We start from the raw sequence: 17,647 nt of genomic DNA on the forward strand, positions 1-17,647 counted from the left end.
GATCGGGGCATGGCTTCCGAAACCGACCCGGCGTGCGCGGTGGCGCACGGCGCCGGCGGCCCGGTGACGGAGACCCGCACGCTGGTGGCGGTGTTCTCCTCGCCGGTCGCGGAGTTCCTGCTGCGCTACGGCCAGGACCTCGGCTACCGCGCGGTGCTGTTCGATCCGGACGAGACCCGGACCGCCGGGGTCCCGGGTGCGGAGGCGACGGCCGTGCTGCCGGACCTGGACGCGGACACGGACGTCGTGGTGACCGACCACCACCGGGCCGAGCTCGGCCCGGTGCTGCGCGACGTCCTCGCGCAGCCGGTGCGATGGGCCGGCGTGATGGGGAATCCGCGGCACGAGGGCCCGCACGTCGCGGCGCTGCGCGCGCTGGGCGTGGCCGAGGCGGACATCGCGCGGGTGCACCGGCCGATCGGCCTCGACATCGGCTCCCGCCGCCCGGCCGAGATCGCGATCGCCGCGCTGGCCGGGCTGATCGCCGACCGCAACGGCCGCCCCGGGGGCTTCTTCCCCCGCTGAGCGCGGGCCGGGGCGCGTGGGTGCACCCGGCGTCCCGCTAGCCGCGCGCGGCACGCACCGCGGCGCCGGCTGCGTCCAGATCCAGGTCGACGGTCACGACCGAACCGTCACCGTCGGTGCGCCCGCGTTCGTCGATCGCGAGGCCGATCAGGGCGAGGTCAGCGGCACGATCGCGCAGCATCCACTGCTGCGGGGTTTCCGCACCCGCCTCCGCACCCGCCGGTTCCGTCTCGTCCCGGCGCCACGCGGCCACCGCTGCCGCCGCGAGCTCCCGCGGCAGCCGCACGGTGATGCGCTGCTCCCCGATCGCCGTGCTGATCGCCGCGCCGATGGCGGCGAGCACCTCGGCGTCCTGCCCGTAGCGCGCGTACTCGCTGGTCATGATCACGAGCTTACGTGCGGCACCCGCGTCCGGTCAGGCGTGCGCCGCGGCCAGGTTCTCCGGCAGCGGGTCGTATCGCGCGTGCCGGCGGGTGAACAGCGCCGTGCCGGAGCTCAGCGAGCGCAGCTCCGTGGCGTACCGCAACAGCTCGGTCGCGGGCACCTCGGCCCGGATCACGCTGCGGCCCTGGCCCACCGACTCGGTGCCGAGCACCCGTCCGCGCCGCGACGACAGGTCGCCCAGCACCGCGCCCAGGTACTCGTCGGGCACGCGGACGTCCACCTCGTCGAGCGGTTCGAGCAGCACCACCCGCCCGTTCGCGGCCGCGTCCTTGAGCGCCAGCGCCCCGGCGGTCTGGAACGCCGCGTCCGAGGAGTCCACGCTGTGCGCCTTGCCGTCGACCAGCGTGACGCGCACGTCGACCACCGGGTGGCCGGTCACCAGCCCGCGGTGCAGCTGCGCCCGCACCCCCTTCTCCACACTCGGGATGAACTGGTTCGGGATGGCGCCGCCGACGATGCGGTCGACGAACTCGAACCCGGTGCCGCGCGGCAGCGGCTCGACCTCGATGTCGCACACCGCGTACTGGCCGTGCCCGCCGGACTGCTTCACGTGCCGCCCGTGCCCCTTGGCCGGGGCGGCGAACGTCTCGCGCAGGCTGACCTTGACCGGTTCGGTGTCCACCTCGGCACCCCCGGCGCGCAGCCGCGACAGCACCACGTCGGCGTGCGCCTCGCCCATGCACCACAGGACCAGCTGACCGGTCTCGGCGTTGCGTTCCAGCCGCAGCGTCGGGTCCCCGGCGACCAGCCGGGACAAGTTGCGCGCCAGCGCGTCCTCGTCGCTGCGGTTGCGGGCCACCACGGCGACCGGCAGCAGCGGTTCGGGCATCGGCCACGGGCGCATCAGCAGTGGGTGGTCGGGGGCCGAGACGGTGTCACCGGTCTCGGCCGAGCCGACCTTGGTCAGCGCGCACAGATCTCCGGCCACGCAGTAGGGCACCTCGCGCAGGTTCGCGCCCAGCGGGGAGTACAGGTGGGCCACCCGCTCGTCGGTGTCGTGGTCGGAGTGGCCGCGTTCGGCCATGCCGTGCCCGGACACGTGCACCGGCCGTTCCGGCCGCAGCGTCCCGGAGAACACCCGCACCAGCGACACGCGCCCGACGTAGGAGTCCACGGCGGTGCGCACCACTTCGGCGGCCAGTGGCCCGTCCGGATCGGTGCTCAGCGCCGGGTGCGGCGCGCCGTCCGGCCCGGTGACCGGCGGCAGCGTGTGCTCCAGCGGTGACGGGAACGCCCGGACGATGCCGTCGAGGACCTCGGCCAGGCCCACCCCGGTGGTGGCGCACACCGGGATGACCGGGTGGAACGAGCCGCGTGCCACCGCGGTCTCCAGGTCGGCGATCAGCGTCTCCTCGCTGATCTCCTCGCCCGCGAGGTAGCGGTCCATGAGGGTCTCGTCCTCGCTCTCGGCGATGATGCCCTCGATCAGCTCGTTGCGTGCCTCGGTCAGCCGCTCCAGGTCGGCCGGCGCGGGGTCGCCCAGCCTCGGCGGATAGCCCTGCGAGTAGTCGTAGAGGCGGCGGGTGATCAGCCCGACCAGACCCGGCTCCGGGCCGGTGGCCGGCAGGTACAGCGGCAGCACGCCCGCGCCGAACGCGTCCTGGCACGCGGCGATCTCGTCCTCGGGGTCGGCGCGGTGGTGGTCCAGCCGGGAGATCACGACCGCGCGCGGCATGCCCACCGCGGCGCACTCCTCCCAGATCGCCACCGTGGCGGGGTCGACGCCCTCGAACGCGCTGACCACGAACAGCGCGGCATCGGCGGCGCGCAACCCGGCCCGCAGCTCGCCCACGAAGTCGGCGTAACCCGGGGTGTCGATCAGGTTGATCTTGTGGTCCTGGTGCAGGACCGGTGCGACCGACAGCCCCACCGAGCGCTGCTGGCGCACCGCCGCCGGGTCGTGGTCGCAGACGGTGGTGCCCTCCACGACGGAACCGGCCCTGGCCACGGTGCCGGACACCGCGAGCAGGGCCTCGGTGAGGGTGGTCTTGCCGGAACCCGAGGGACCCACCAGGACCACGTTGCGGACCTTGACCGGGTCGTCCACAGCGACCGCGGCTCCGGCATCGACGGTGCGGGCTTGTTTGTCGGCCATGGCGCGCTCCCCGGGACGACAGCAGCAGGTGTGTCCTCGATCACACACCCGGCGGGCATGGTCCGGCAACCCCGGCCGGTCAGGTTGCGCCTGCGGGGCGAAAGTGGACTGCTGGAATCGCGGCGAACTGGCCTGGGGGAGCGGTCCACCAGAACCTAGACTCGACCGTGCACCCCTTCGTGTTTCGTGAAAGGCGTCCCGTCGTGTCCGAAGTTGAATCCCGCAGTTCCGCCACGCCCGAGCGGGGCACCGCGCGCGTCAAGCGCGGCATGGCCGAGATGCTCAAGGGCGGCGTGATCATGGACGTCGTCACCCCCGAGCAGGCGAAGATCGCCGAGGACGCCGGTGCGGTGGCCGTGATGGCGCTGGAGCGCGTGCCCGCCGACATCCGCGCCCAGGGCGGGGTGGCGCGGATGAGCGACCCGGACCTCATCGAGGGCATCATCTCCACGGTGTCCATCCCGGTGATGGCCAAGGCCCGGATCGGGCACTTCGTCGAGGCGCAGGTACTCCAGTCGCTCGGGGTGGACTACATCGACGAGTCCGAGGTGCTCACCCCGGCCGACTACGCCAACCACATCGACAAGTGGGCGTTCACCGTGCCGTTCGTGTGCGGGGCGACCAACCTGGGCGAGGCGCTGCGCCGCATCAACGAGGGCGCGGCGATGATCCGCTCCAAGGGTGAGGCCGGCACCGGCGACGTGTCGAACGCGACCACCCACATGCGCAAGATCCGCGCGGAGATCCGGCGGCTGACGGCGCTGCCCGAGGACGAGCTGTACGTGGCGGCCAAGGAGATGCAGGCGCCCTACGAGCTGGTGCGCGAGGTGGCCGAGCGCGGGAAGCTGCCGGTCGTGCTGTTCACCGCCGGAGGCATCGCGACCCCCGCCGACGCGGCGATGATGATGCAGCTGGGGGCCGAGGGCGTGTTCGTCGGATCCGGGATCTTCAAGTCCGGTGACCCGGCCAGGCGTGCGGAGGCCATCGTCAAGGCCACCACGTTCCACGACGACCCGGACGTCATCGCGAAGGTCTCCCGCGGCCTCGGCGAGGCCATGGTCGGCATCAACGTCGACGACGTGCCCGAGCCGCACCGCCTCGCCGAACGCGGCTGGTAGCTCCAGCTCGCCCGGCCCGCTCCGCCGCGCCCGGGCCGAATACCGTCAGCACGATGTGTTCCAGGAGGTCAGGGTGTCCGCGGTACCGGTGATCGGCGTGCTCGCGCTGCAGGGAGACGTGCGGGAGCACGCCGCCATGGTGGCGCGCGCCGGCGGGCACGCCGTCACCGTCCGCCGGGCGTCCGAGCTGGACGCCGTCGACGGGCTCGTCCTGCCCGGCGGCGAGTCCACCACCGTGTCCCGCCTGCTCGACACCTTCGACCTGCTCGAACCGCTGCGCCGGCGGCTCGACGGCGGCATGCCGGCGTTCGGGTCGTGCGCGGGCATGATCCTCCTCGCGAAACAGGCCCTGGACGGGCGGCCGGACCAGCACCAGCTCGGCGCACTCGACGTGATCGTCCGGCGCAACGCCTTCGGCCGCCAGGTCGACTCCTTCGAGGAGGATGTGGACTTCGCCGGGGTCGCCGGCGGCCCGCTGCACGCGGTGTTCATCCGCGCCCCGTGGGTGGAAAAAGCGGGTGACGACGTCGAGGTGCTGGCCACGGTGCCCGCGACCGGGAGCACCGGCGCTAGGATCGTCGCGGTCCGGCAGGGGCCGGTGCTCGCCACGGCCTTCCACCCGGAGCTGACCGGGGACGATCGGGTCCATCGCCTGTTCGTGGAGATGGTGCGGGACGCGGCGACGACGAGCGAGACGGAGGAGAGATGAGCGGCCACTCCAAGTGGGCCACCACGAAGCACAAGAAGGCCGCCCTCGACGCCAAGCGTGGCAAGCTGTTCGCGAGACTGATCAAGAACATCGAGGTCGCCGCGCGGACCGGCGGGGGTGATCCCGAGGGCAACCCGACCCTCTACGACGCCATCCAGAAGGCGAAGAAGAACTCGGTCCCGCAGGACAACATCGAGCGCGCCCGCAAGCGCGGCGCCGGCGAGGAGGCGGGCGGCGCGGACTGGCAGACGATCAACTACGAGGGCTACGGCCCCAACGGCGTCGCCGTGCTGATCGAATGCCTGACCGACAACCGCAACCGCGCCGCCGGCGAGGTGCGCACCGCGCTGACCCGCAACGGCGGCTCGCTCGCCGACCCGGGCTCGGTGTCGTACCTGTTCAACCGCAAGGGCGTGGTGATCATGCCCAAGAACGACCTGTCCGAGGACGACGTGCTGATGGCCGTCCTGGACGCGGGTGCGGAGGAGGTCAACGACCTCGGCGACAACTTCGAGATCGTCTCCGAGGCCACCGACCTGATCAGCGTCCGCAAGGCGCTGCAGGACGCCGGCTACGACTACGAGTCCGCCGACCCGACGTTCCTGCCGTCGGTGAGCGTCCCGCTCGACGCCGAGGGCGCCAAGAAGGTGTTCCGGTTGATCGACGCGCTCGAGGACTGCGACGACGTGCAGAACGTCTACGCCAACTTCGATGTCTCCGACGAGGTGCTGGAAGAAGTCGGCGCGTGACGGGAACGTCTCCGCGCTGTGTCCGATTCCGTGTCTCCGACGAGGTGCTGGAGGAAGTCGGCGCGTGACGGGAACGTCTCCGCGCTGTGTCCGATTCCGTGTCTCCGACGAGGTGCTGGAAGAAGCCGGCGCTTAACACCGCGTGCTTCGAGGCCCTCCGGTGCACCCGCGCCGGAGGGCCTTGTCGTGCAACGGGAACTTCCCACCGACGGGGTCTGTCCCGCGCTAGTGCGGGTACGGCAGAATGCCGCCCGTGACCGAGACCCTCGCGCCCGAAGAATCCGACCTCCTCGAGTGGATCGTCAACCAGGCCGAGACCCGTGGCAACGCGGTGATCTCCGTGGCGGGGGACGAGTCCGGGCCGGGGTTCGCGTTCACGGCGTGCGTGTGGGCGCTGCACGAGGTTCCCGAAGCGGTCGTCGTCGGGCTGCCGGAGCGGATGGCGCCGGTCCTGCTCGACGCCTACGTCGACCGCGCGGCCAACGGCGAGCAGTTCGAGCCCGGCAAGGTCTACCACGACTTCTTCGAGGGAGTCCCGGTCACCTTCGAGCGCGTCGCGAAGGGGCACTACCTCGAATACTTCGGCAGCGCGTTCCTCGTCTACCCGGACGGCGACTTCCCGGCGCTGCAGATCATCGTCGCCACCCCGGACGGGCACTGGCCGTGGAGCGACGAGGCGCCCGAGGGGTTCGCCGACTGGCAGCCGGTCCTCACCGAGAGCGGGCGGCCGGAGAGCTGGACCCCGGGCACCGACGGTCCATAGTGGACGCTCAGTGATCCCGGCGCGTCGTGCCGGGACCGGGCCGTCCGGCACGGTAGCCTCACCTCGAACGCGTGTTCGGCGCTAGGAGGGTGGAGCGGTGCGAGTGCTCGGCGTGGACCCCGGGCTGACCCGGTGCGGCCTCGGCGTGGTGGACGGGGGCACGGGCCGCACGGTCACGTGTGTCGCGGTGGACGTGGTGCGCACCCCGGTGGACGACACGCTCGAGCGGCGGCTGCTCGCGGTCTCCGACGCGGTCGAGCAGTGGCTGGACACCTACCGGCCGGCGGCGGTCGCCGTCGAGCGCGTCTTCAGTCAGCACAACGTGCGCACCGCCATGGGCACCGCGCAGGCGGGGGGAGTGGTCGCCCTGGCCGCGGCCCGCCGCGGGCTGCCGGTCGTGTTCCACACCCCGAGCGAGGTCAAGGCCGCCGTCACCGGCAGCGGCCGCGCGGACAAGGCGCAGGTGACCGGCATGGTCACCCGGCTGCTCGGGCTCGCGCAGGCGCCCCGGCCGGCCGACGCCGCCGACGCGCTCGCGCTCGCCATCTGCCACCTGTGGCGCCAGCCGATGCGCGACCGCCTCGCCGAGGCCGAAGCCCGCGCGGCCGAACTGGCGCGCACGCACCGGGCCCGCCTGGCCGCGGCGGCGAAGTCGGCCAATACCGTATCCCGGACGGCGGTGACGCGGCTGAACACGCGGACACCGGGGAAGGGAGTGCGCGGATGATCTCCTCGGTCCGGGGCGAGGTGCTCTCGGTCGGGCTCGACCACGTGGTGGTGGAGGTCGGCGGCGTCGGCCTCGCGGTGCAGGCCACGCCGGCGACGCTGGCCACCCTGCGCCGCGGTGAGCAGGTCCGGTTGCACACGTCGCTGGTGGTGCGCGAGGACTCGCTGACCCTGTTCGGGTTCGCCGACGCCGAGGCCCGCGAGCTGTTCGGGCTGCTGCAGACCGTGTCCGGGATCGGCCCGCGCCTGGCGCTCGCCGCGCTGGCGGTGCTCGACCCGGACAAGCTGCGCACCGCACTGGCCGAAGGCAACATCACCGTCCTCACCCAGGTGCCCGGCATCGGCCGCAAGGGCGCCGAACGGCTCACCCTCGAACTGCGCGACAAGGTCACCGCGGCGGGAGCGGAGACCGCCGCGGTTCCCGCGGCCGGCGCGGTGCGCGCCGAGGTCGTCGAGGCCCTCACCGGTCTCGGGTTCCCGGCCAAGCAGGCCGAACAGGCCGTGGAAAAGGTGCTCGCCGCGGGCGAGGCCGGCACCACACCGGCCGTGCTGCGCGCGGCCCTGAGCGCTCTCGGGCGCAAGTGAGGCAGCTGACGCGTGCACGACGATGACCACGATGACGGCGTGACCGAGTACCCGGCGGACGAGACCCTCTCCGCGCTGCCCCAGCTGGGCGAGCGCGAGATGGAGACGACGCTGCGCCCGAGCAGGCTGAGCGAGTTCATCGGCCAGCCGCGGGTCCGCGAGCAGCTGGAACTGGTGCTGGAGAGCGCCCGCCGCCGCGGCGTGCCGCCGGACCACGTGCTGCTGTCCGGCCCGCCCGGCCTGGGCAAGACCAGCCTGGCGATGATCGTCGCGGCCGAGCTGGACGCCTCGATCCGGATCACCTCCGGCCCGGCCCTGGAACGCGCCGGCGACCTGGCCGCGATGCTGTCCAACCTCGCCGAGGGCGACGTGCTGTTCATCGACGAGATCCACCGCATCGCCCGGCCCGCCGAGGAGATGCTCTACCTCGCGATGGAGGACTTCCGCGTCGACGTGGTGGTCGGCAAGGGGCCGGGTGCGACGAGCATCCCGCTGGAGATCGCGCCGTTCACCCTGGTCGGGGCCACCACCCGGTCCGGTGCGCTGACCGGTCCGCTGCGCGACCGGTTCGGCTTCACCGGTCAGATGGAGTTCTACGCCGACCACGAGCTGGACCAGGTGATCCGGCGTTCGGCGACGATCCTGGGCATCGACATCGACCCGGACGGCAGCGCGGAGATCGCCCGCCGGTCGCGCGGCACGCCGCGCATCGCCAACCGGCTGCTGCGCCGCGTCCGGGACTACGCCGAGGTCCGCGAGGACGGCCGGGTGACCCTCGCGGTGGCCCGTGCCGCGCTGGAGGTCTACGACGTCGACGAACTGGGCCTGGACCGGCTGGACCGGGCGGTGCTGTCGGCGCTGGTGCACTCCTTCGGCGGCGGCCCGGTCGGGGTCTCCACGCTCGCGGTCGCCGTCGGCGAGGAGCCGACGACCGTCGAGGAGGTGTGCGAGCCCTACCTGGTGCGTGCGGGCATGCTCGCACGCACGCCACGTGGGCGGGTGGCGACGCCGAGTGCGTGGGAACACCTCGGGCTGCGCCCGCCGCCACGCCCGGACCAGGCAGGGCCTACCCTGTTCGACTAACCGGGTGCCGGCCGGCCAGTGGTGCCTGGCACACTCGAAAGAGCACATCCGGACAAAAGAGGTGCGCGGCCGGTGCGTCGCACACCGAATGGAGAATCATGGAACAGCTTTTCCTGCCGTTGCTGCTCATGCTCGTCGTGGCGATCCCGCTGGTGATGGGCACCCGTAAGCAGAAGCGTGCCGCGCAGGAGCAGCAAAAGCTGCAGGGCAGCCTGTCCGAGGGCGACCGGGTGATGACGACGTCCGGCCTGTACGGGACGGTGGCCGACACCAGCAGCGACACCACGATCGACATCGAGATCGCTCCCGGTGTCGTGACGACGTGGCTGCGCCAGGCGGTGCGCGAGAAGGTCGCGCCCGAGGTGGCCGACGAGACCGGGGCCGACGACGCGGAGGACGTCAACGACGCCGCCGTGGTCGAGCCGGTGGAGACCACCGGGCCCGCCCAGGCCGAGGAGAAGCCCGGCCCGCAGATCGCGCCGCCGCTGGAGCACGAGAAGAAGTAGGCCCGACCGGAGGGCAACCCCGGCGTCCGACGGTGACGCCGGGGTCAACGCCGCGTTCACAACGCGGCGAGTAGTGTCTGCGTACCGCCGCGTAGGCGGACGATCCACCGCTGACCGTCGAGGAGAACGACCACCGTGGCACCACCGGCCGGGCGGATCCGCCCGGGACGCTATCTCGGCCTTTTCGTCCTGATCGTGGTCGTCCTCTACGCGCTGGTGTTCTTCACCGGCGGGGGCAAGCCGACGCCGAAGCTGGGCATCGACCTGCAGGGCGGCACCCGGGTGACGCTGAGCGCGCGCACCCCGGACGGATCGGCGCCCTCGCGCGACTCGCTCAACCAGGCGCGCCAGATCATCGAGACCCGCGTGAACGGGATCGGCGTCAGCGGCACCGAGGTGGTGCTCGACGGCAACAACATCGTGATCACGGTGCCCGGCGAGCAGGGCGACCAGGCCAAGAAGCTCGGCCAGACGGCCCAGCTCGGATTCCGCAAGGTGCTCGACGCGCAGACGGTCACCACGCCGCCGGTCCCGCCGCCGCCCGGCCAGGCCGACGACCCGGCCACGATCCAGCAGGCCAAGGCGACCCGCCAGGCCGCCGCTCTGGTCACCGGCAACGGCGACACCCTCGCCCCCGCTCCAGCGGCTTCCCAGGCGCTGGCTGCGTACGCGTGCTCGACGCAGGACCCGCTGCGCGGCAACGACGACCCGAACCTGCCGCTGATGACCTGCGACCAGAACGGCACCGAGAAGTACCTGCTCGGCCCGGTGTTCCTGAAGGGCACCGAGATCGCCAACGCGGCCGCCGCGCCGCCCGCGCAGAACAAGCCGGGCTGGACCGTGGAGCTGTCGTTCAAGTCCGACGGCCGCCAGACCTGGGCCGACTTCACCACGAAGAACATCGGCCAGCGCGCGGCGTTCGTGCTCGACACCGAGGTCGTCTCCGCACCGACGATCCAGAGCGCGATCCTCGACGGCAACACGCAGATCAGCGGCAGCTTCACGCAGCAGCAGACCAAGGACCTGGCGGACATCCTCAAGTACGGGTCGCTGCCGCTGTCGTTCGCCGCGTCCGACGCCACCACCGTCTCGGCGACGCTCGGCCTGGCCTCGCTCGAAGCGGGCCTGATCGCCGGCGGCATCGGTCTCGCGCTGGTCTTCGTCTACTGCCTGGTCTACTACCGCCTGCTCGGGTTCCTGACGATCGTCTCGCTCGGACTGTCCGGCCTGATCGTGTACGCGGTGCTGGTGCTGCTCGGGCGGTGGATCAACTTCACCCTCGACCTGGCCGGTGTCGCCGGGTTCATCATCGCCATCGGCGTGACCGCGGACTCGTTCGTGGTGTTCTTCGAACGGCTCAAGGACGAGATCCGGGAGGGCGGGCGCAGCTTCCGCTCCGCGGTCCCGCGCGGCTGGGTGCGCGCCCGGCGCACCATCCTCGCCTCGGACGCGGTCATGTTCCTCGCGTCCGCGGTGCTCTACGCCATCGCGGTCGGCGACGTCCAGGGCTTCGCCTTCACCCTGGGCATGTCGACCGTGCTCGACCTGATCGTGGTGTTCCTGGTGACGCACCCGCTGGTCGCGCTGGCATCGAAGTCGAAGTTCCTGTCCCGGCCGAAGCTCACCGGGCTCGGCGGCGTGCAGACGCTGGCCGCCCAGCGGCGGCCCGCGCGCAAGGTGCCCGCCGGCGCGGGCGCGAAGGAGTCCTGACGTGGCAGACGAGCTGAACACCGAGACGGCGACGTCCACCGGCGCCACCCCGGCCGCGAAGAAGGCCGGCAAGGAGAGCGTGTTCCACCGCCTCTACGTCGGCACCGGCGCCTTCGACATCGTCGGCAAGCGCAAGCGCTGGTACGTCTTCTTCGCGGTGCTGGTGCTGGTCTGCCTCGCCTCGATCGGCATCCGCGGTTTCAACCTGGGCATCGAGTTCGAGGGCGGCACCCAGATCCAGATGCCGGCCCGCGGCGCGAACGGCCCGATCACGACCGACGCGGCCAAGCGGGCGTTCGCCGACGCGCTCGGCGAGCAGTCCGAATCGGCGCAGACCGTCGGCGTCGGTGACGCGGCCACGGTGCAGCTGCGGTCCAGCACGCTGGATGCCGATCAGGTCGCCAAGGTCAAGCAGTCGCTGTTCGACGAGCTCAAGCCGATCGGCAGCAACGGCCAGCCGAGCGCGCAGGCGATCAGCGACAGCGCGGTGAGCGCCTCCTGGGGACAGGAGATCTCCAAGCAGGCGCTGATCGCGCTGGCGGTGTTCATGGTCCTGGTGACCGTGTTCCTGGCGATCTACTTCGAGAAGTGGATGGCCATCACCGCGCTCATCGCGCTGGTGCACGACATCCTGGTCACCGCGGGCATCTACTCGCTGGTCGGGTTCGAGGTCACCCCGGCGACGGTGATCGGCCTGCTGACGATCCTCGGGTTCTCCCTCTACGACACCGTGGTGGTGTTCGACAAGGTCAAGGAGAACACCCGCGGAATCCTCGGCCTGACCCGCCGCACCTACGCCGAGACGGCGAACCTGGCGCTGAACCAGACCCTGATGCGGTCGATCAACACCTCGGTCATCGCGCTGCTGCCGGTGCTGGGCCTGCTGGTCGTCGGCTACATCCTGCTCGGCTCGGGCACGCTGCAGGACCTCGCGCTCGTACAGCTGACCGGTATGCTCGCCGGCGTGATCTCGTCGCTGTTCCTGGCGACGCCGCTGCTGGTGGACTTCAAGATGCGCGACCCGAAGTACCAGCAGCAGGCCGACCGGGTGCGGGCGCGCCGCGCCAGCCAGGCGCGCAAGGCGGCCGAGCGCGAGGAGGACTTCGACGCGGGCGACGACGAGGCCCTCGGTGCGGAGCTGCGCAAGGAGAAGGCGTACGCGGCAGCGGCGAGTGTCCCGGCGCGCACCCCGAAGGCGCAGCCGCGGCGCGGACGGCCGTCGGGCAAGCGGAAGCGCTGAGCGCGTGGAGCTGGAGCGCGCGCTCGGCCTGATCGCCGAGGTGCCGGACTTCCCCGAGCCCGGTGTGCTGTTCCGCGATCTGTCGCCGCTGTTCGCCGACGCCGGCGGGTTCCGTGCGGTCGTCGACGCCCTGGCGGCGACGGTCGACCCGGAGACCGACGTGCTGGCGGCGGTCGAGGCGCGCGGGTTCCTGCTCGCCGCGGCTGTCGGCTACGCCCGCGGGCTCGGGGTCGTGCTGGTGCGCAAGCCCGGCAAGCTGCCCACCGTCGCGGGACGGGTGGACTACGCCCTGGAGTACGGGACGGCTGCGCTGGAGCTGCCTGCCGGTGTCGTCGCGCCCGGGCAGCGGGCGGTGGTGGTCGACGACGTGCTCGCCACGGGTGGCACCGTCGCCGCCGCGTGCGAGCTGCTGGAGAAGGCCGGTGCGGCCGTGTCCGGTGTGTCGGTCGTGATGGAGCTGGCCGCCCTCGACGGGCGGTCGGCGCTGGCCGGGCGGAAGGTCAGCTCACTGCTGGTCGCCTGACCGTTCACCGCGCCGGGGCGGCGGTCGGCGCGGCTGGGAACAACGCGGCGGCCCGCCGGGGTTACGCTTGTTGGTCTACAGGCCGCGCGATCAGCAGGAGGTGGGCTTGAGCCAGGAGCTCGAAAGCCCGGCGCCCGCCCGGGACACCGCCGACAACCGCGGCGCGCAGCCGCAGGGTGTCACCCGGGCCCCATCCGCGACGCGCCGCGTGCGAGCGCGTCTCGCCCGGCGCATCACCGCGCAGCGGGCGGCGCCGGTCAAGCAGGTCCTGGAACCGCTCGCCGCGATCCACCGCGACCTGCACCCGAACGCGGACCTGAGCCTGCTGCAGCGCGCCTACGACGTGGCCGAGGAGCTGCACCGGCACCAGCGGCGCAAGTCCGGCGACCCGTACATCACGCACCCGCTGGCGGTGGCCACCATCCTCGCCGAGCTGGGCATGGACACCACCACCCTGGTGGCGGCCCTGCTGCACGACACGGTCGAGGACACCGGCTACTCGGTGGAGCAGCTGACCGCCGACTTCGGCGAGAAGGTCGCCCAGCTCGTCGACGGTGTCACGAAGCTGGACAAGGTCAAGCTGGGCACCGCGGCCGAGGCGGAGACCATCCGCAAGATGGTCATCGCGATGGCCCGCGACCCGCGGGTGCTGGTCATCAAGCTCGCCGACCGGCTGCACAACATGCGCACCATGCGGTTCCTGCCGCCGGAGAAGCAGGTCCGCAAGGCCAAGGAGACCCTCGAGGTCCTGGCGCCGCTCGCGCACCGCCTGGGCATGGCGACCGTCAAGTGGGAGCTGGAGGACCTCGCGTTCGCCATCCTGCAGCCCAAGAAGTACGACGAGATCGTCCGCCTGGTCGCCGACCGCGCACCGTCGCGGGACATCTACCTGCGCAAGGTGATCGACGAGCTGACCGGCGCCCTGGGCGGCTCGCGCATCACGGCCAAGGTCGAGGGCCGGCCCAAGCACTACTACTCGATCCACCAGAAGATGATCGTGCGCGGCCGCGACCTGGACGACATCCACGACCTCGTGGGGGTGCGGATCCTGGTCGAGGACGTGCGCGACTGCTACGCCGCCATGGGTGTCGTGCACGCGCTGTGGCAGCCGATGCCGGGCCGGTTCAAGGACTACATCGCCCAGCCGCGGTTCGGTGTGTACCAGTCGCTGCACACCACCGTGATCGGGCCGGACGGCAAGCCGCTGGAAGTGCAGATCCGCACCTACGAGATGCACCACACCGCCGAGTACGGCATCGCCGCGCACTGGCGCTACAAAGAAACACGAGGCACCCACAGCAGTTCTCACGGCACCGCCGTCGACATCGACGAGATGGCGTGGATGCGGCAGCTGCTCGACTGGCAGCGGGAGGCGGCGGATCCGGGGGAGTTCCTCGATTCGCTGCGTTACGAGCTCGCCGCCCGCGAGATCTTCGTGTTCACGCCCAAGGGCGACGTGGTGACGCTGCCGGTCGGTGGCACGCCGGTGGACTTCGCCTACGCGGTCCACACCGAGGTGGGGCACCGGTGCATCGGCGCGCGCGTCAACGGCCGGCTGGTCGCGCTGGAACGCAAGCTGGAGAACGGCGACGTCGTCGAGATCTTCACCTCGAAGGCGGAGAACTCCGGGCCGAGCCGGGACTGGTTGACCTTCGCCAAGTCGCCCAAGGCACGGGCGAAGATCCGCCAGTGGTTCGCCAAGGAACGCCGCGACGAGGCGATCGACGGCGGCAAGGACGCCATCACCAAGGAGGTCCGCAAGGTCGGGCTCCCGTTGCAGCGCCTGGTGTCCGCGGAGGCGATGGGCGCGCTGGCGGCCGAGCTGCACCACCCGGACATCAGCTCGCTCTACGCCGCGGTCGGCGAGGGACACGTCAGCGCGAAACACGTGGTGCAACGCCTCGTCGCGCTGATCGGGGGCGTCGAGGAGGCCGAGGACGAGCTCGCGGCCCGGTCCACGCCGTCCACGGTGACCCGGCGCCGCGCGTCCAACGACGTCGGCGTGGTGGTCAAGGACGCCACCGACGTGTGGACCAAGCTGGCGCGCTGCTGCACCCCGGTGCCCGGCGACGAGATCCTCGGGTTCGTCACCCGCGGCGGCGGGGTCAGCGTGCACCGCACGGACTGCACCAACGCCGAGGACCTGCGGGCCCAGCCGGAACGGCTCGTCGAGGTGGAATGGGCGCCGTCCGCGAACTCGGTGTTCCTGGTGTCCATCCAGGTCGAGGCGCTCGACCGGCATCGCCTGCTCTCCGATGTGACCAAGGTGCTCGCCGACGAGAAGGTCAACATCCTGTCCGCGTCGGTGCAGACCTCACGCGACCGGGTCGCGGTCAGCCGCTTCACGTTCGAAATGGGCGACCCGAAGCACCTCGGGCACGTGCTGAAGGTGGTCCGGGGGGTGGAGGGCGTCTACGACGTGTACCGCGTCACATCGGCCTCCTGAGACCGGTCGCTAGGGTGCCGGTATGGCACCTGGGCTGGAGTTCGCGCGCGACGGGGAAGTGGCCACGCTGACCTTCGCGCGGCCGGAGAAGAAGAACGCGATCTCCCACGACATGTGGGCGGCGATCCCGGACGTCGTCGGCGAGGTCGAAGCCGACCCCGGGCTCAAGGTGCTGGTGCTGACGGGGGCCGGTGCGGATTTCTCCGCCGGCGCCGACATCAGCGAGTTCGGGGCGCTGCGCGCCACCGCGGACGGTGCCGCCGCCTACGACAAGGTCGTCGAGGGCGCGGTGACCGCCCTGGCGGGCATGACCAAGCCGACCGTGGCGAAGATCCGCGGCAACTGCATCGGCGGTGGCTGCCAGATCTCCGTCGCCTGCGACTTCCGCTTCGCCGAGCCGGGGGCGCGTTTCGGGATCACCCCGGCCAAGCTGGGCATCGTGTACGACTTCCGCTCCACGCACCAGCTCGTCTCGCTGATCGGGCCGGCGCACGCGCGGTACTTCCTGCTGTCCGGCCGACTGATCGACGCCGTTCGCGCCCGCGAGATCGGTCTGGTCAACGACACGTTCGACGACCTCGACACCGGGGTCGCGGACTTCGCCGCGACGCTGTGCTCGCGCTCGCAGACGTCGGTGCGCGGCATGAACCGGATCGTCGGCAAGATCCTCGACGGACAGTCCGAAAGCGACGCCGAGGTCGAGGAGATCCGGCTCGCCGCGATCCACGGCGCCGACTACGCGGAGGGCGTGGCCGCGTTCCTGAGCCGCCGCCCGCCGCGTTTCACCGCCCGCTAGGGGTGGTCAGCCGACCGACACCGCGGTGAACTTGACCTCCATGTTCGGCTTGCCGCCGCCCGGGCTCGGGTCGAAGCTGCCGTCGTGACCGGCCCGGGCGACCTTGTCCAGCACCTGGAGTCCGGCGTCGGAGATCGAGCCGAACACCGTGTAGGCCGGGCTCAGCTCGGCCGGGCCGTAGACCATGAAGAACTGGCTGCCGTTGGTGTTCGGCCCCGCGTTCGCCATCGCCAGCAGGCCGCGGCCGTACTTCAGTTCCGGGAACGTCTCGTCCGCGAAGGAGTACCCCGGGCCGCCGCTTCCGGTGCCGGTCGGGTCGCCGCACTGCAACATCATCAGGCTCGCGTCGGTGCCCAGGCGGGCGCACGAGGTGTCGGTGTAGTAGCCCTGCTGGGCCAGGCTGAGGAAGCTGTTCACCGTGCACGGCGCGAGGGCGCGGTCCAGCGTCAGCGGGATGTCGCCGGCGGTCGTCTTCAGCGTGACGTTCACCGTGCCGGTGGACGGGACGTTCTTGGTCTGCGGCGGCTTGTTCGGCTTGGCCGCCGGCTCGTTCGCCGTCGCCGGGTAGGAGCACTGCACCGGGTTCGGCAGCGGCGTGGGCCGCTGCGGCAGGGCGGCGCGCTGCGCCGGGATGTTCAGCGCCGAGGACGGTGCGGACGGCGACGTGGTCGGGGCGGCCGCGGCCGAACCGTTGTCGGTGCCCCGGGTTGCGAAGAACACCACCAGCCCGGCGACGACGACCACCGCGCCGACCGTCGCACCCACACCGACGATCTTCCGCCGTCGCGCGCGTTCCGCCCGGCGGGCCATCTGCCGCTCGAGCTTGCGCTTCGCGGCCTCACGGCGCTGCTGGTTGGTCGCCACCTGCCCTCCAGAATCCACTCGACGTCACCGACCCGGTGGCGGCAGTCTATGGGCACAGCCTGTGAGGACCCTGTACAGCCCCGGTTAGGGTGGTGCCGGACATCCCGGGCGCGGGTGGACGGGTGGACGCGGAGGTGGACTTTCGTGCTCGTCGTCGGGTTTCCGGCAGGCGCGCTGCAGGCCAACTGCTATCTGCTCGCGCCCGGCCCCGGCACGGCCTGCGTGATCGTCGACGCGGGGGAGGACTGCGCCGGCCGCGTCGCCGAGGCGCTCGCCGAACACGACCTGACGCCGGCTGCCGTGCTGGCCACCCACGGCCACCCCGACCACGTGGCCGGTGCCGCGGCCGTCACGGCGGCCCACGGCGTCCCGCTGTGGATCCACCCGGCCGACCGCGGCCTGCACGACGGCGACCGGCCCGCCGACGTCCGGGCGCTCACCGGCGCGCCGCTGGAGCTCGCGGACCTGGTGATCGACGTCGGACTGGTGCCGGGGCACACCGCGGGGTCGGTGGTGTTCCGGCTCACCACACCCGAGGGCGGCCGACTCGTGCTGACCGGCGACACGCTGTTCGCGGGCTCGGTCGGGCGCACCGGCTCGGCCGGTGACCGGCGGCGGATGGGGGAGTCCCTGCGCGACCAGCTGCTGCCGCTGCCCGACGACACGGTGGTGCTGCCCGGGCACGGCCCGGCCACCACGATCGGCCGCGAGCGGGCCGGCAATCCGTTCCTGAGCGGGGCGCGCAGCGTCGTCCCGGTGCCGTGA

The 17,647-nt window shown here is 71.9% G+C and carries 18 protein-coding genes; 15 read left to right on the forward strand and 3 right to left on the reverse strand.

Annotated features, from left to right (window positions below; genetic code table 11):
- Positions 1-9 precede the first annotated feature (9 nt).
- Positions 10-525, forward strand: a complete 516-nt coding sequence (locus FHX46_RS13440) for an XdhC family protein (RefSeq protein ID WP_167113947.1) — start codon at positions 10-12, stop codon at positions 523-525.
- A 37-nt stretch (positions 526-562) separates the two neighbouring features.
- Here FHX46_RS13440 and FHX46_RS13445 read toward each other — a convergent pair whose 3' ends face one another.
- Entirely contained in the window at positions 563-907 is a 345-nt protein-coding gene (locus tag FHX46_RS13445; RefSeq protein WP_167113950.1) for a hypothetical protein, read from the reverse strand.
- A gap of 33 nt (positions 908-940) precedes the next feature.
- Positions 941-3,064, reverse strand: a complete 2,124-nt coding sequence (locus FHX46_RS13450; protein ID WP_167113953.1) for an elongation factor G-like protein EF-G2 — start codon at positions 3,062-3,064, stop codon at positions 941-943.
- Positions 3,065-3,267: 203 nt separating this feature from the next.
- Between FHX46_RS13450 and pdxS the strand changes: the two genes are divergently transcribed.
- The 13 genes from pdxS to FHX46_RS13515 all read left to right on the forward strand — a co-directional run bounded on the left by pdxS (position 3,268) and on the right by FHX46_RS13515 (position 16,018).
- Complete coding sequence (gene pdxS, locus FHX46_RS13455) at positions 3,268-4,182, forward strand: pyridoxal 5'-phosphate synthase lyase subunit PdxS (protein WP_167113956.1); 915 nt, start codon at positions 3,268-3,270, stop codon at positions 4,180-4,182.
- 73 nt (positions 4,183-4,255) lie between these two features.
- The gene (gene pdxT, locus FHX46_RS13460; RefSeq protein ID WP_167113959.1) at positions 4,256-4,891 is read left to right on the forward strand and encodes a pyridoxal 5'-phosphate synthase glutaminase subunit PdxT; all 636 of its coding nucleotides are present in this window, start codon (positions 4,256-4,258) and stop codon (positions 4,889-4,891) included.
- Positions 4,888-5,640, forward strand: a complete 753-nt coding sequence (locus FHX46_RS13465) for a YebC/PmpR family DNA-binding transcriptional regulator (protein WP_167096023.1) — start codon at positions 4,888-4,890, stop codon at positions 5,638-5,640. The genes pdxT and FHX46_RS13465 overlap by 4 nt, the downstream gene beginning before the upstream one ends.
- A gap of 244 nt (positions 5,641-5,884) precedes the next feature.
- Complete coding sequence (locus FHX46_RS13470; RefSeq protein WP_167113962.1) at positions 5,885-6,403, forward strand: DUF4262 domain-containing protein; 519 nt, start codon at positions 5,885-5,887, stop codon at positions 6,401-6,403.
- A 97-nt stretch (positions 6,404-6,500) separates the two neighbouring features.
- Positions 6,501-7,130: a crossover junction endodeoxyribonuclease RuvC gene (gene ruvC / locus FHX46_RS13475; protein ID WP_167113965.1), complete on the forward strand. Its 630-nt coding sequence runs from the start codon at positions 6,501-6,503 to the stop codon at positions 7,128-7,130.
- Positions 7,127-7,714: a Holliday junction branch migration protein RuvA gene (ruvA, locus tag FHX46_RS13480; RefSeq protein ID WP_167113968.1), complete on the forward strand. Its 588-nt coding sequence runs from the start codon at positions 7,127-7,129 to the stop codon at positions 7,712-7,714. The genes ruvC and ruvA overlap by 4 nt, the downstream gene beginning before the upstream one ends.
- A gap of 39 nt (positions 7,715-7,753) precedes the next feature.
- Positions 7,754-8,797: a Holliday junction branch migration DNA helicase RuvB gene (gene ruvB, locus FHX46_RS13485; protein WP_167113971.1), complete on the forward strand. Its 1,044-nt coding sequence runs from the start codon at positions 7,754-7,756 to the stop codon at positions 8,795-8,797.
- A 98-nt stretch (positions 8,798-8,895) separates the two neighbouring features.
- Complete coding sequence (gene yajC, locus FHX46_RS13490; protein WP_167113974.1) at positions 8,896-9,303, forward strand: preprotein translocase subunit YajC; 408 nt, start codon at positions 8,896-8,898, stop codon at positions 9,301-9,303.
- 135 nt (positions 9,304-9,438) lie between these two features.
- Entirely contained in the window at positions 9,439-11,013 is a 1,575-nt protein-coding gene (gene secD / locus FHX46_RS13495; protein ID WP_167113977.1) for a protein translocase subunit SecD, read from the forward strand.
- A 1-nt stretch (position 11,014) separates the two neighbouring features.
- Positions 11,015-12,253, forward strand: a complete 1,239-nt coding sequence (gene secF, locus FHX46_RS13500; protein WP_167113980.1) for a protein translocase subunit SecF — start codon at positions 11,015-11,017, stop codon at positions 12,251-12,253.
- 4 nt (positions 12,254-12,257) lie between these two features.
- Entirely contained in the window at positions 12,258-12,776 is a 519-nt protein-coding gene (locus FHX46_RS13505) for an adenine phosphoribosyltransferase (protein ID WP_167113983.1), read from the forward strand.
- 106 nt (positions 12,777-12,882) lie between these two features.
- Entirely contained in the window at positions 12,883-15,222 is a 2,340-nt protein-coding gene (locus tag FHX46_RS13510; RefSeq protein ID WP_167096042.1) for a RelA/SpoT family protein, read from the forward strand.
- Positions 15,223-15,244: 22 nt separating this feature from the next.
- Positions 15,245-16,018: an enoyl-CoA hydratase-related protein gene (locus FHX46_RS13515; RefSeq protein WP_167113986.1), complete on the forward strand. Its 774-nt coding sequence runs from the start codon at positions 15,245-15,247 to the stop codon at positions 16,016-16,018.
- Positions 16,019-16,024: 6 nt separating this feature from the next.
- On the opposite strand, the gene FHX46_RS13520 is transcribed toward FHX46_RS13515, so the two are convergent.
- Positions 16,025-16,882, reverse strand: a complete 858-nt coding sequence (locus FHX46_RS13520; protein ID WP_167113990.1) for a peptidylprolyl isomerase — start codon at positions 16,880-16,882, stop codon at positions 16,025-16,027.
- A 144-nt stretch (positions 16,883-17,026) separates the two neighbouring features.
- Here FHX46_RS13520 and FHX46_RS13525 point away from each other — a divergent pair, with 144 nt between their 5' ends.
- Entirely contained in the window at positions 17,027-17,647 is a 621-nt protein-coding gene (locus FHX46_RS13525; RefSeq protein WP_167113995.1) for an MBL fold metallo-hydrolase, read from the forward strand.

Source organism: Amycolatopsis viridis, from assembly GCF_011758765.1.
GTDB classification, from domain to species: Bacteria; Actinomycetota; Actinomycetes; order Mycobacteriales; family Pseudonocardiaceae; genus Amycolatopsis_E; species Amycolatopsis_E viridis.